The 13099-nt window shown below is 34.1% G+C and carries 13 protein-coding genes and 1 pseudogene; 8 read left to right on the top strand and 6 right to left on the bottom strand.

Going from position 1 to position 13099, the window contains the following annotated elements:
* Positions 1-16 precede the first annotated feature (16 nt).
* The 5 genes from rfbB (at position 17) to CEF19_RS23935 (ending at position 4100) form a co-directional block, all read left to right on the top strand.
* Positions 17-979, top strand: a complete 963-nt coding sequence (gene rfbB / locus CEF19_RS03690) for a dTDP-glucose 4,6-dehydratase (protein ID WP_100404820.1) — start codon at positions 17-19, stop codon at positions 977-979.
* Position 980: 1 nt separating this feature from the next.
* A complete protein-coding gene (rfbD, locus tag CEF19_RS03685) occupies positions 981-1826 on the top strand; it encodes a dTDP-4-dehydrorhamnose reductase (protein ID WP_100404819.1) in 846 nt (281 codons plus the stop codon).
* On the top strand, positions 1823-2278 hold the full coding sequence (locus CEF19_RS03680) for a dTDP-4-dehydrorhamnose 3,5-epimerase family protein (protein ID WP_100404818.1): 456 nt from the start codon (positions 1823-1825) through the stop codon (positions 2276-2278). Before rfbD ends, CEF19_RS03680 begins: the two co-directional genes overlap by 4 nt.
* Before the next feature lie 37 nt (positions 2279-2315).
* Complete coding sequence (locus tag CEF19_RS03675) at positions 2316-3626, top strand: glycosyltransferase family A protein (protein WP_227521905.1); 1311 nt, start codon at positions 2316-2318, stop codon at positions 3624-3626.
* A 339-nt stretch (positions 3627-3965) separates the two neighbouring features.
* Positions 3966-4100, top strand: coding sequence for a hypothetical protein (locus CEF19_RS23935; protein ID WP_264755120.1), 135 nt, complete (start codon positions 3966-3968; stop codon positions 4098-4100).
* Positions 4101-4451: 351 nt separating this feature from the next.
* Here the strand turns inward: CEF19_RS23935 and CEF19_RS03670 are convergent, their stop codons facing one another.
* Positions 4452-5231: a sulfotransferase family 2 domain-containing protein gene (locus CEF19_RS03670; RefSeq protein ID WP_100404817.1), complete on the bottom strand. Its 780-nt coding sequence runs from the start codon at positions 5229-5231 to the stop codon at positions 4452-4454.
* 374 nt (positions 5232-5605) lie between these two features.
* On the opposite strand from CEF19_RS03670, the gene CEF19_RS03665 reads away from it, so the two are divergent.
* Positions 5606-6232, top strand: coding sequence for an SPOR domain-containing protein (locus CEF19_RS03665; protein WP_100404816.1), 627 nt, complete (start codon positions 5606-5608; stop codon positions 6230-6232).
* Positions 6233-6575: 343 nt separating this feature from the next.
* On the opposite strand, the gene sat is transcribed toward CEF19_RS03665, so the two are convergent.
* From sat to CEF19_RS03645, 4 genes are all read right to left on the bottom strand, one after another.
* Entirely contained in the window at positions 6576-7703 is a 1128-nt protein-coding gene (gene sat / locus CEF19_RS03660; protein ID WP_100404815.1) for a sulfate adenylyltransferase, read from the bottom strand.
* A gap of 86 nt (positions 7704-7789) precedes the next feature.
* Positions 7790-9025, bottom strand: a complete 1236-nt coding sequence (locus CEF19_RS03655) for a glycosyltransferase (protein WP_100404814.1) — start codon at positions 9023-9025, stop codon at positions 7790-7792.
* 162 nt (positions 9026-9187) lie between these two features.
* Complete coding sequence (locus tag CEF19_RS03650) at positions 9188-10126, bottom strand: NAD-dependent epimerase/dehydratase family protein (RefSeq protein WP_100404813.1); 939 nt, start codon at positions 10124-10126, stop codon at positions 9188-9190.
* A complete protein-coding gene (locus tag CEF19_RS03645; RefSeq protein WP_100404812.1) occupies positions 10126-11109 on the bottom strand; it encodes an NAD-dependent epimerase/dehydratase family protein in 984 nt (327 codons plus the stop codon). Before CEF19_RS03645 ends, CEF19_RS03650 begins: the two co-directional genes overlap by 1 nt.
* Positions 11110-11441: 332 nt before the next feature.
* Between CEF19_RS03645 and CEF19_RS24420 the strand changes: the two genes are divergently transcribed.
* Positions 11442-11579 carry a glycosyltransferase family 2 protein gene (locus CEF19_RS24420; protein ID WP_157800874.1) on the top strand — a complete coding sequence of 46 codons (138 nt, stop codon included), beginning with the start codon at positions 11442-11444 and terminating at the stop codon, positions 11577-11579.
* Positions 11548-11991, top strand: coding sequence for a hypothetical protein (locus tag CEF19_RS24415; protein ID WP_227522130.1), 444 nt, complete (start codon positions 11548-11550; stop codon positions 11989-11991). Before CEF19_RS24420 ends, CEF19_RS24415 begins: the two co-directional genes overlap by 32 nt.
* 391 nt (positions 11992-12382) lie before the next feature.
* Here CEF19_RS24415 and CEF19_RS24185 read toward each other — a convergent pair.
* Positions 12383-12572 (bottom strand): annotated as a pseudogene (locus CEF19_RS24185) (IS4 family transposase); the annotation flags it as partial.
* Positions 12573-13099 lie beyond the last annotated feature (527 nt).

The following is a 13099-nucleotide window of genomic DNA, read 5'->3' as shown; positions in this document are numbered from 1 at the left end:
GAAGTGGGGAAACAGCATGAGAGAGCTTTTAGTAACTGGTGGTGCTGGCTTTATTGGTTCAAACTTTATTGATTATATGATTGAGAATACCTCTTATCATATAACAAATATTGACGCTTTTACGTATGCTGGTAAGAAAGAAAATGTAAAGAGGTTTGAAGGAATAGCCAATTATCGGTTATTAGAATGTAACATTAGTCAGAAGGATGAACTGAATAGAGTATTTGATCGTCAATATGATGCCGTTATTAATTTCGCTGCGGAAACTCATGTAGACCGTAGTATTGAGAGTGCGGTCCCATTTATTGATACGAATATAAAAGGAACATTAAACCTGCTTGATGCCGTACTAGAAAATAAAATAAAACAAATGATCCAAATTTCTACGGACGAAGTCTATGGTTCGCTTAAATATGAAGATCCTGCATTTACTGAAACAACTCCAATTTCTCCGAATAACCCTTATTCTGCAAGCAAGGCTAGTGCTGATTTGCTAGTGCAATCTTTTTTCAAAACATATAAATTACCTCTTATCATTATCCGATGTAGTAATAATTATGGACCCTATCAACATTGTGAAAAATTCATTCCGAAAGTGATAGGCAATGCTTTGAAAAATCAGAAAACACCTCTTTATGGAGATGGTCTTCATATAAGAGATTGGGTTCATGTGAAAGATCATTGTCGAGCAATTTATATGGTTTTGGAGGGGGGGAAGTTTGGCGAGATTTACAATATTGGCGGGAACGAAGAGCGGACAAATAAAGAAGTGCTTAACTTTATACTTGGGTTTCTAGGTAAAGATGAACAGCTAATTCATTATGTGGAAGAACGAAAAGGACATGATCGACGTTATGCTATTAACTATGAAAAAGCTTTTAGACAGTTAGGGTGGAGTCCCCTCGTTTCATTTGAAGAGGGGTTAACTGAGACCATTGAATGGTATAAAAGACATTTAAAAGATGAATTAGGTGAATAGCATGAGAATACTTATTACTGGTGCTAACGGACAGCTTGGGAAAGAACTAGTGAAAAAGTGTTCACGAAATAATACGGTCATAGCTATGACTAAAGACGAACTTGATGTGACCAATCAAGAAGTAGTAGAAAAACGAATGAAACAGATAAGACCGAATACACTCATTCACGCGGCTGCTTTTACTGCAGTCGATCAGTGTGAGCTTGAACAAAAAAAAGCGTTTGAAGTAAATGCAATCGGTTCTTTAAATATAGCAAGGGCCGCACGAACAAACGATGCAAGAATGTTTTATATTAGTTCTGATTACGTGTTTGATGGCAAAAAGGATAGACCATATGAGGAAGCAGATAAGCCAAATCCAACTTCAACATATGGAATGAGCAAATGGTTAGGGGAACAACTTGTACAATTAACGGTACCAAAAAGTACGATTATTAGAACCTCATGGGTTTATGGGCATGGAGGAAAAAATTTTGTAAATACAATGTTAAGATTGGCTGAACAACAAATAGAAGTAACAGTGGTATCAGATCAGATCGGCTGTCCGACTTATACATCGGATCTTGCAGACATCATTATTCAATTATTCGATAAAAAAGCTGGTATTTATCATGTTAGTAATTCAGGTTCATGTAGTTGGTATGAATTTGCGAAAAGAGTTTTCAAAGAAGCAGGTTATGACCCAAGCATGATTCGACCCATATCAACGGAAGAATTTGGTGCAATTGCTCCTAGACCAGCCTATTCTGTTTTTTCGCACGATAAATTAGTAAGCAATGGTAGTCCACTTCCAAGACGCTGGGATGAAGCATTAATAGAATTTATAGTAAAGGAGAGAGAGAAATGATTGAAGGAGTAAAGATAAAAAGAATAGAAAAGCATTGTGATGATCGTGGATTCTTTACAGAACTTGTTAGAGACGATGAAGATATACTAGCACGTTTTGGGCAGGCATCGATGTCGGTGAGTTATCCAGGAATAATCAAAGCCTTTCATTATCATGATGAACAAGATGATATATGGTTTTTTTTAGCTGGAAATGCCCAAGTCGTTCTTCATGATTTAAGAGGGACGTCAACAACAAAAGGAATGACAGATGTTTATTATATGGGCGAAGAAAACCCTATTATTTTACGTATTCCTAGTGGAGTAGCTCATGGATATCGTGTATTAGGTAATAGGTCAGCGACGATTATCTACTTTACAACGAAAGCATATAACCCTAAGAGTCCGGATGAAAAAAGAATCCCATGGAATGATCCTAGTATTGGTTTTGACTGGGAAACGAAAAACAGATAAACGTTTCAGTCATCACCGTAAAGGAAGGTGTTCGAGAGTGAATCCAAAAGTATCGATTATCTTAACAAGTTATAATAAACCAAACTTAATTGGAAAAGCAATTGAAAGTGTGATGAACCAAACGTATTCGGAATGGGAATTGTTTATTATGGATGACAATTCAAATGAAAAAACACTTAGAATAATCGAAAGGTATTTGAATGACAAAAGAATCTACTATTTTAATAGTCAAGTGAAAGATGAGGATCGCTATAAAACAACAAGGTACGCAACGCTCATTAACACAGCTATGCCGATGACAAAAGGAGAGTACATTACGTATTTAACGGATGATACTGAATATCTACCACAGCGATTGAATAGAATGGTAAAATTTTTAGAGGAAAACTCTTCAATTCATGTAGTGTATTCTGGTCAACTAGTATGTAGAGTAGATCAACACTTTAAAACGATATCAAAGTTTACTAGACATACGAGAGGGAAATTGGACAAAGCAGCAAATAAAGTGGATCATTGTTCAGTCATGCACACGAAAAAAATAGCGGGAGAAGTATTGAATAAATACGGGAGTTATTGGAATGATGATCCGAAATATTGGCACAATGGTGATGCTGGATTTTGGTCTCGTTTAAATGAAGTTGATTCTTTTTATCCAATTAATAAGGTTTTAGACCGCAGCTATAAAACGCCACACTCCTTCCAAAATTTAAATGCCTATCTACCTGAAAATATCCCAAATGGTACGTTAGTTAAAGGGTTGTCTAAAGATATCTATTTAATAGATAATCAGAGGCGAAGATTAATAACGGATGACATGTTTAGACGTTTAAAGTATGATTCAAAAAAAGTGGTTGAAGTTCCGGATCCTTTTCTTTTTAAATATTCGTTAGGGCCTGAGATTAACAGCACAGTATTCAAAGACCACGCTCTCATGCCAAACTATCGGCTTGTAAAAACCCCACATTCAGCAAGGGTATACTATATAGAAAATAATCAAAAAAGACGTTTTGAATCTAGTGTGACGTTACGGAAATATAGATTTAAATTGCAGGACGCGGTTGAAGTGGGGGAAGAGTATTTACGTTTGATTCCAAATGGGACATTAATTACACACAGGATTACTAGGGACACGATATTACCAGAAAATGTTCTATTTAGAGTAAAACATAATTATTTCTTAAGTCAAGAAAATTCTTTTCATCCAATCTCTTATAAGGTGTTAATGAAGTTAAATTTAACAAAAGTAAATTCAGTTTCGCTGCAAGAGAAGGAAACCTCGTTCTTCAAGAAAGGTAAATCCATATTTTGGAAAATAGGGGAGCAAGAAAAAGAAACGAAATGGACCTAATCTGTTTCGTTTCTTTTTCTTGCTTCAAAGGATTGGGTATTTCATTGCTCTTTCCCTTTTACAATGCAGTCAAAAAAATAATTGATATGAAAAATTAAAAAATAAAATGTGTGAACCCCTCCCTATAATAGCCTTTGCGAAAAGTAGAAACAGACATATTCTAGTAGTATCTCTAGAAAGAAAGGGGGGATATAGATGCCTTTAAATAATTTTGCCTTTGATATAAAACGAAACCCAAATTAAACACGAACGCGGATAGTATTCAACTAACTCCTGCAAGTCCAGGTCCAGTGGTCATTGCTTCTTTAATAATTGAACAGCAGGAAGTTCATTGTAAAATTGGATTCTAATTTTGGGTGGCATGCTGGTGGCTCACGCGGAACAGGTTTAATTGTAAGACTTCGTCGTAACGGTAGACTTGTTGCTAGAGGTCGTGATAAAAGCAGGTTGAGTGGTGCTGACGAATTGATTTAACTAGTTTAAACACTGTTGAGGACGCACCAGCTGGTGGTGTAGATAAGTATGAATTATCTGTTGAATACGATCCAGTAAATACAGCTGCAAGTGGAAACTCTGCTAGAATTATTGGACTTATTACGTTAACAGCACTAGCAATTAGCTAATTTTAGAATGATAAATAGGAGGATGACTCAAAAGGCCATTTTTTGACTTTTTGAATTATCTTTGAAGCAATGAATGCTGCAGCGTTCGGAGCGATTACCTTTATTTTTTAAGTCAGACCCTTTTCAACTTATCTAGAAACGTTTATGGGGGGATTCCAAATGTACATTACACGCTTCACAGAAAATAATAAAACGAAATAGTTCATCTATTTCGTTTCATATGACGCCAATATTTATTTTGTTTGCTAAATAGTTTTAGCCTTTTTTGGGCTTTTATGTCAAGAGAGTCAAGTTTCTCTTCTACTAATTTTTTTCCAAACGAATAAAGCTGTAAATCAAATGAATTATTTTTAGCTATTTGCTGGAGCACCTCGAAAGGGATTTCCTTTTTTGATAATCTACTATTGGACACATTGAACTTTTTATAGAAAATATCCTTCCAGCCAAAGGTTTCTTTCATTAAAAATACTGATTCATCAAACATTTCAGTAATACCAACCACAGAAAAGTGTTCAAGAAGAATCTTTTTTGCTTTTTCTAGATCTTCATCTACTAATTTTTTTCCGAACTTTTCTCCTAAAATATAATGAGTTTGCAAGTTACAGTTAGTTGGGATTTTCTGATATTCTTCTAAGCTCATGTTCATGACTTGGGAATGTAAATTATGCCATTCGATGTTTCGGATAAAGTAATATTCTGAAATGATCCTATCTATCGGATCTCGTAACATAGTGATATAAGTAGACTTCGAATGAAAATATTTCTGAATGCCAAAAGGAATATGGCCTTGAATACATTGAACTTTTTTTGAGGAAATATCTTTTAATAATTGGGGTAATTGCTGATGGTCTACATAGACGTCAAATGATTGACTTTTGTCATAATTTTTTTTGATTATTTTTTTTAATGTTGTTCCACCTGTTTTAGGCATATGAAGATGAATTAATATGTCTTCATTCTGATTATTATGCTCATTAATCATAGTAGCCCACTCCAATCTTTAGTTGTTTTTTTACGTTCTGTTGCTGTATATAACTGATTTAGGGATATGCATAAAAATAATAAGCTTATTAGGTTGGTTCGATGAAATCATTTGAACACCTCAAAAGCAAGTCTTATGAATAGTATATTTTCTATAAGGGAGTTCGTTCTAGACAGATTGCTTATTTATAAAAATTCAAAGGATGCCTATTTTTTTCACTTTGGTGGTATAAGTTGTTACTCGATTTAAACTAATTAATATAATAAAGTAGGTCGAGTATATGAGGAGATGTCAGTGTTAATTATTCAACCGGTCCTTTTTAACAAAAGGAAGTGGTGGGGAAATCTAATAACAAGAAAGGAAGTCTTTTAAAGATGATAGATACAGGGGTAGGGGAAACATTATATAAAGTTATTGCGGGATCCTTTAAAAATCGAAAGAACGCCAAAAACCAAGTTTCGTTTCTAAAAGAAAAAAATATTAATGCCTTCATTGTTCATGCACCAGTTTCTGGAGAGAATTATTATCGTATTCAAGCTGGAGCATTTAAAATGAGAAAGAATGCGGAGCAGCAAATTGCATTTTTGCAAAAAATAGGGATTTTAGATGCATTTATTATTAAAGAAACGAATGCTAGACAAGAGCAAGATCATGGCGGAAATAAAACACCTTCTGGGGATGAACTGAAAAATATTTACTTTATTAAAGGTATAAATCATTTAACTTCTAAGCAATTAAATGATTTTGTAAAACGTGTTAACCCACAGGATCCTTTACTCGGATACCTTTTTGTGAAATTTGGAAGTCAGTATGGTATTAAAGGAGATGTTGCCTTTGCTCAGGCTTTGCTTGAAACGAATTACTTTAAATTTACTGGTGTTGTAAAACCAAACCAGAATAACTTTGGAGGGATTGGAGCAACTGGTCCAGAAAATAGCGGAGCTTCATTTTCTACACCTGAAGAAGGAGTATTAGCTAATATCCAACATCTTTTTGCTTAGGCTTCATCAGATCATCTTCCAATTCATCCGCCATTGGTCAACCAAGGTTTCATTTAGTAGAACGTCAATCTGCCAGTTTATGGACAGATTTAAATGGAAAATGGGCCGTTCCGGGAGAACAATACGGGCAAATAATTTTAGGGATTTATCAGAAAATGGTTGCATACTCTTTATCAAATATAGAGAGACAAGTTTCCAAATTGACTGCTGTTCTTACTGAGTTAAACAATAGTTAATTCAATCTAGTCTTTTATGTTAGTGTAGAGGAGAGTTTCATCGATATGCACTTTAAAATATGAAAATGCCCCTGAAATTAGGGGGGTTTTTCAAGAGTCATTCCAAATTAATCTGTCTTTAATCCCTTCATTAAAACCTTAACAACCTCTGGTCTGCTAAACTGTGGCGGGGGTTCGATCCCATTTCTTAACATTTCCCTAACTTTTGTCCCTGATAAGTGCAGGTGCTCCTCTTTTGCATGAGGACATGTTTTGTCTGAGGCCATGCTATCACATTTTTTACAGTAGAAGCTATGCTCATAACAAAGAATGATAATTCCTATTTCTTCCTCATTAAATTGTGAAAAAATCTTTTGTGCGTCATAGGTGCCATAATAATTGCCAACGCCTGCGTGATCTCTTCCAACAATAAAGTGTGTACATCCGTAATTTTTTCTTACAAGTGCATGAAATATTGCTTCTTTCGGTCCTGCGTATCTCATTGCAGCTAGAAATACAGCTAAAAAGACTCTGTCTTGCGAATAATAATTTTTTAGCAATACTTCATAACTCTCCATTCTAACATGAGCAGGTATATCATCTGATTTTGTTTCTCCGACAAGTGGGTTTAAAAATAAACCATCGACCATTTCGAGTGCACATTTTTGAATATATTCATGTGCACGGTGTACAGGATTTCTCGTTTGAAAGCCAACAACTGTTTTCCAATTCCGTTCTTCAAACTCGTTTCGTGTTTCAATAGGGGATTTTTCGTATTGTGAGAATTCTTTTTTTCTAGAAGGGGTGTTGACTAAGGTAATAGCACCTGCTACGTAAACATCCGGACGATTAAAAAGCCGTTTCACTCCAGGATGTTGTTCATCGGTTGTTAAATACACTTGTAGGGCTTCAAATAATTTATCAGGCACGAAGATTTCTTGAAGGTGTAGAATTCCATAAACGGTTTTGTTATAAGTTAGCTTTACGTCTTCTCCAATTATTAATTTTTCTGCAACTTCAGTAGTAACGGGTAAAGTGATAGGAATACTCCAAATCAATCCATTTGTTAGTTTCATATGCTTTAACACAGATTCATAGTTTGCATTGTTCATAAAACCTATCAAGGGACTGTATGCACCATTCGCAATTAATTCTAAATCAGATAGAGCCATTAAGTCCATTTCGATTTCAGAGGTCAGAGATGAAATGTTGTACGTTTTATCGATTCGATTGATTAACGTTCCTCCATGGGGGATGATGAGAAAAAAAGGCCAAATACAAAATGCATCGAAAGCGATTACAATAATATTGCTTATTGAGGGAAATTATTTTTTGGAGGTACTTATGGGTTATCTATTTTTTTTAGTAGGCGGTTTAATCTAACCCTAAAGGAATTAGGGCCGAATAGTTCAGCAGCTTTTTGTTTATTTGTTAAACCTACTTGTTGTCGAATAGCTGAGTTTTTTAAAAGTTTTGAAACGTTTTGTTTAAGTTCATCAGTATCGCCCTTTTTAACCAGCAGATCTTCGTTGTTTAATTGTTCTAATTGTTCAATTAAACCTCCCGAACGATACGCAACTACTGGTTTTCCGTATAGAAAACTTTCAAGACCTACTAAAGGAAAACCCTCATCAATTAAACTTGGAATTACAATGATATCAACAGAATGAAAAAAGTAGTAAACATTTATATCAAACGGCAATAAATTGAATTTGTTTCTAAAACGAGATGACTTAATTAGATTTAAACATTGATTAAAATAAGGTAAATTTGTTGGCTTTCCTTGTATAAAAAAATAAACGTTCTTGTGTTTTTTACATAATGCTACGGCCATTTTAATGAAATGTTTCAAACCTTTTTCAGGAGAAATATATGATGAAAGGTACCCAACAATAATACTTGATTCTTTTATTTTTAACTTTTTTCTTAGGTGTAATAAATTACTTTTAAAATCACTTTTTATAGTTGTAATTGGATACAATAAGAACGTTTTTTTGTTTAGATTGTATTCAAAAAAAGGTTGTAATACTGTATTAGATATACCAACAATCCAGTCAGAAAAATAATCAATTGTTTGTACAGCCTTTAAAGTATAAGGGTTATTTTCGATTACTTCATTAATAAGCCAAATAACAAGTACCTTAGCTTTTTTTGCTGCGATTGCTGGAACGAGATTAACACTGGTATTTACGAAAACAAAACTAGGTTGTAGTTTTTCAATTAAATCCATTAAGTGGTCAGTAGAAGTATGAATATTCATCTTATTTGTTTCTTTTTCTATGTTTTTAGTAGGTTTCCAAATTTCCCAAACCATAGGGTAATTTATAATACGAACAGGAATGTTTAACTGCTTTACTTCACTTATTAGCAAACTCATAGTTGGAGATACAAGGATACAATTGAAATCATTACTAAGTACTTTGATTAGATTTAAAAGATAATTTTCAGAGCCTGTTAAAAAAGATTTATGCCCGATATGAGCAAAAAATAGGATTGTTCGTTTTTTCTCTTTAATTAAATTCTCATTATTAGAAACAAGAGATGTGTTGAGCGCTTTTATTTCTCTAGGCTTTACCACATTTGTCCTCCTTTTTAACTGTTGAGATTTATTTCTTAATTTTATGAGGTATTACTTTTGAACATGAATATGTATTTTAAATGTAAAATACAGTTAATATTAGGGTCTGTATAAAACCGTAGCCTAACATTTTAATAGGCTACGGATATACAATTTCATTTTTTAATTATTGTCATTGTTTTGATTCAAATTAGCTTTGGCATAATTTAAGGTTTCTTTTAGTCCTTGCTTAAGGTTAAACACCGGATTCCAGCTTAATAAATTTTTCGCCTTTGCAAAATCTAACCTACTGTGAGCTATATCTCCTTTACGTTTTGAACCATATAAGGGAGGATTCGGATTAGAAAGCATTGAAGCAATCATTTGATAAAGTTGATTAATGCTTGTTTGTTCATTACAACCAATATTCAATACTTCATTCTCTCCATGAGCGAGGGCTAACATGTTAGCTGTAGCCACATCCTTAACATAAACAAAATCACGCTTTTGTTCTCCGTCACCAAAAATAGTAGGAGATTCATTATTTAATAATTTATTAATAAAGATAGAAACAACTCCGCCTTCTCCTTTTGGCGTTTGTCTAGGACCATAGACATTTGCATAGCGTAATATAGTGTATGGAATGCCGTATAAGTTATGAAATAATTTAATATAAATCTCAGGTGTTCCTTTTGAAAGACCATAATAAGAAATCGGTTGAAAAGGATGTGATTCAATAATACTGCTGTTATCTGTTTCTCCATAAACAGCACAGGAAGAAGCGTAAATAAACTTTTGAATATCATATTTTTGACTACATACTAGTAATCGAACGGTTCCTAGTATGTTATTTTCTGCATCAAAAACGGGATCTACTACTGAGCTAGAAACGTCAACTTGAGCCGCTTGATGGATCACATGAGTCGGTTTTTCTGTTCTGAAAATTTCTTCAATTTTTTCGGAACAAATATCAACTTCATAGAACGTAGCATTTTCTGATATATAAGCTTTATTTCCGCTACTTAAATTATCAACAACAACAACTTTAAATCCTTTATCAATCAATAAATCAACAATATGTGAACCAATAAAACCTGCGCCACCCGTCACTAAAACTTTCATTAATAATCACTTCTTACTGTATTGATTTCTTGTTTATACCATTGGATTGTTTTTTTCAGCCCTTCTTCAATATTTATAGAAGGTTGAAAGTTTAACTGTTTTCTAGCCTTCGTTATATTCGGGATTCTATTTGGGGTATCCTCATATCCTTTTCCATAGGCTTCTTCATAGGAAAGATGAATAATAGGAGAGAGTGAATTTGTTAATTCTTTAATTTTTTTAGCTAATTGATTAATCGAAATCACTTGACCGTAACCGATGTTAAATACCTGAGAATTATGTTTAAAGTCAAGACTTAGTAAAGTTCCTTCGACAGTGTCATCAATAAATGTAAAGCATCGTGATTGCTCACCACTTCCATAAACAGTAATCGGTTCCCCTTTTAGTGCTGCTGTAATAAACTTTGGTATAACTCCTCCGTATTGAGTAGCAGTTGCCCGTGGGCCATAGGCATTAAAGTAACGTAATACGGTCACTGGTAATCCTTTTTCAGAGTATGCCATACATAAATGTTCATCTAAAGCTTTTGCTGTTGCATAACACCAGCGATGCTTAGTTGTCGCACCAAGTATTCGATCTGATTCTTCATCAAATGGAAGAGATTCATTTTTTCCATAAACTTCTGAAGTAGAGGCAAAAATAACCTTTGTATTATGTGGCCATGCAAGCTCAAGTACATTCCTTGTAGCATCAATATTCCCTTCAATAACTTTTAAAGGATTCTCTACTGTGTTTTTCACCCCTAAAACAGCTGCCAGATGAAAGACCGCATCACAGTTTTCGATTAAATCGTTAAGCAAGTTTCTGTCTAAAGCAGAACCTTTAATAAAAGTGTGTAGAGGATGGTCTAGTATATTCTTTAAATGGCTCTCTTTCCCTGTTGATAAATCATCTAAAGTAACGACAGAGTGCCTTTCTTTTAATAATTGTTCTACGAGATGTGAGCCAATAAATCCAGCTCCCCCGGTTACAAGTATTTTCAATAGTTACTCCCTCCTGGTGATAGGTTTTTATACGTAAATAAAATATTTTCATCATATTCATGAGTTTATATATGTTATTGCTCAAAGGGTAAAGTTGATACGGTTATTTGTACCATTTTGATTGATATGGTTATTAGCGGATATTTCATTGTTGGAAAATTAGAAATTAATTTTGCACGAAGGGATTTATAAAAATGAATTGGGAGGGATCTTCAATTCCACAAAAATCAGTTAATTTGGCTATACCACTACTAAGCTCGAAAATAGATTAACTATATAATCTTTTTCAATTAAGAAAGGAGAGCAATTATGGCTTTCAAAGAATACCAGGATTGGTTAGTGTTGTTATCCCCTGTTTCAACGCTTCTTCCTACATCATTGACTGTTTGAACAGCATAGCTGCTCAAACTTATCCCGACATAGAAATTATTATAGTGAATGACGGTCTACGGATCGTTCGGAGGAAATGATTCGATCCTGGTTAAAAACCAAAGAGATTCAAGCTCGACTTATGGAAAAACAGCGATTCCAATTGCTCAACTTGCCTTACAATGTTGGGTACGCTGGGGCAAATACGACAGGCATGTTTTTAGCAAGAGGAGAGTATATGGCCGTTCAAGCGACGACATGTCTCATCCCGACCGGATTCATAAGCAGGCATTTCTCGGCAAACATTCTCATATTGGGCTGGTGGGTACTAATATTGCAGAGTTTAGAACAAATAATCCTAAAGTGAAATATGTGCCAAAGTGGATTCAATACTGTTTTGAGAAAATCAAAGCAAAATATGAGAAAGTTAGTTCAGGAGCCAGTTTTGGGACTTTGTTGCTTCGTGGTAGCATTTTTGATGACGTAGGCGGGTTAATACGCAATCTCCCATGAAGCATGCCATTACTGGACACGATTCCTTATTTATCTCACGGTGTTTGAAAAAGGGGTATATGATCGATAATATTCCTGAAGTCCTTTATTTACCGTCTCCATCCGACGCAAATGTCTGGTAGAGGTAATAAATATATCAAATAGAATGTTAAAGATTGAACAAAACCACAGGCATTTCTCGATTTTTATAAAAGATTCGCAATCAGTAAAATGAAGCTGCAGCAAGAAGTTGTCCGAGCTAAGGATAGTACATGTATCACTTGCGGCGGAAATATTGGATAATTCATTAAGAGAAAGGTTAAAAAGAGGTTAACATAAAAAAAGACTTAACCATATTAGCAATGGTAAAGTCTTTTTTCTTATGAATTCAACTTTTCATAAAACAATTTTATTAATAATAAACCCAAACTTTGCAGACTGAGATCGACAAATAAGCCTTGATATTAGTTAGGCAGACCGGCAATCCATTGCTGAAGTTAACTTGTGATAAGTTTCTGGATTTTCTTATTTGACTGTTTCAGGGTATTTTCAAGAAGTTCGATTAATTGCTGTAAAGCTACAACCCAATCAATTTCATTTACTTATTTATTTGGTGATTTGTTGTACCAATATGCAGAGGTATCAGACAGTTTACTAGGTATATAAATTGTCTTTAGAAAAGAGGGGATAATGCTTCCATCACTTGCTAACACATCTTCATAATGAAAAATAGTTAAATGATCGTGGCCAAGTACCTTCCGTATATATTTATTAGATCATCATATTCTGTAAGCCATGTGTCATCTTGAACATAAGCAAATGAATTGGGGTCACCAGAGAAAGGAATGCCCATTCTATTTAATTGTGAGCGATAACTGTGTAAAAAAAATGTTTCTCTAAGGTAAATAATAGGATAAACTTCTACCCCTTTAAATAACTTCTGAAGATAAGAAAGCTCATCATCATATCTAAGGTAACAGAGTCCCTCTGATGAGAATATAACTTTATTTGCTTCGTATTATTCAGGAAAACCCTTACCAGATTTTTATATATTTTTTTGTCAACACTTATATTTTGTTGGAGAACTACAGCGCAGAACTAGAAAAGATGGCAAACCACCTCTCAGCTT

This window comes from Bacillus solitudinis, from assembly GCF_002797395.1.
GTDB lineage: Bacteria > Bacillota > Bacilli > Bacillales > Bacillaceae_D > Halalkalibacter_A > Halalkalibacter_A solitudinis.
Note: the sequence above shows the minus strand (reverse complement) of the source record. Positions and strands in the feature narration are given on the sequence as shown.

Coding starts and splice junctions, on each gene's coding strand:
- rfbB (WP_100404820.1), top strand. CDS start 17: ATGAGAGAGCTTTTAGTAACTGGTGGTGCTGGCTTTATTGGTTCAAAC.
- rfbD (WP_100404819.1), top strand. CDS start 981: ATGAGAATACTTATTACTGGTGCTAACGGACAGCTTGGGAAAGAACTA.
- CEF19_RS03680 (WP_100404818.1), top strand. CDS start 1,823: ATGATTGAAGGAGTAAAGATAAAAAGAATAGAAAAGCATTGTGATGAT.
- CEF19_RS03670 (WP_100404817.1), bottom strand. CDS start 5,231: ATGATTAATGAGCATAATAATCAGAATGAAGACATATTAATTCATCTT.
- CEF19_RS03665 (WP_100404816.1), top strand. CDS start 5,606: ATGATAGATACAGGGGTAGGGGAAACATTATATAAAGTTATTGCGGGA.
- CEF19_RS03650 (WP_100404813.1), bottom strand. CDS start 10,126: ATGAAAGTTTTAGTGACGGGTGGCGCAGGTTTTATTGGTTCACATATT.
- CEF19_RS24415 (WP_227522130.1), top strand. CDS start 11,548: ATGACGGTCTACGGATCGTTCGGAGGAAATGATTCGATCCTGGTTAAA.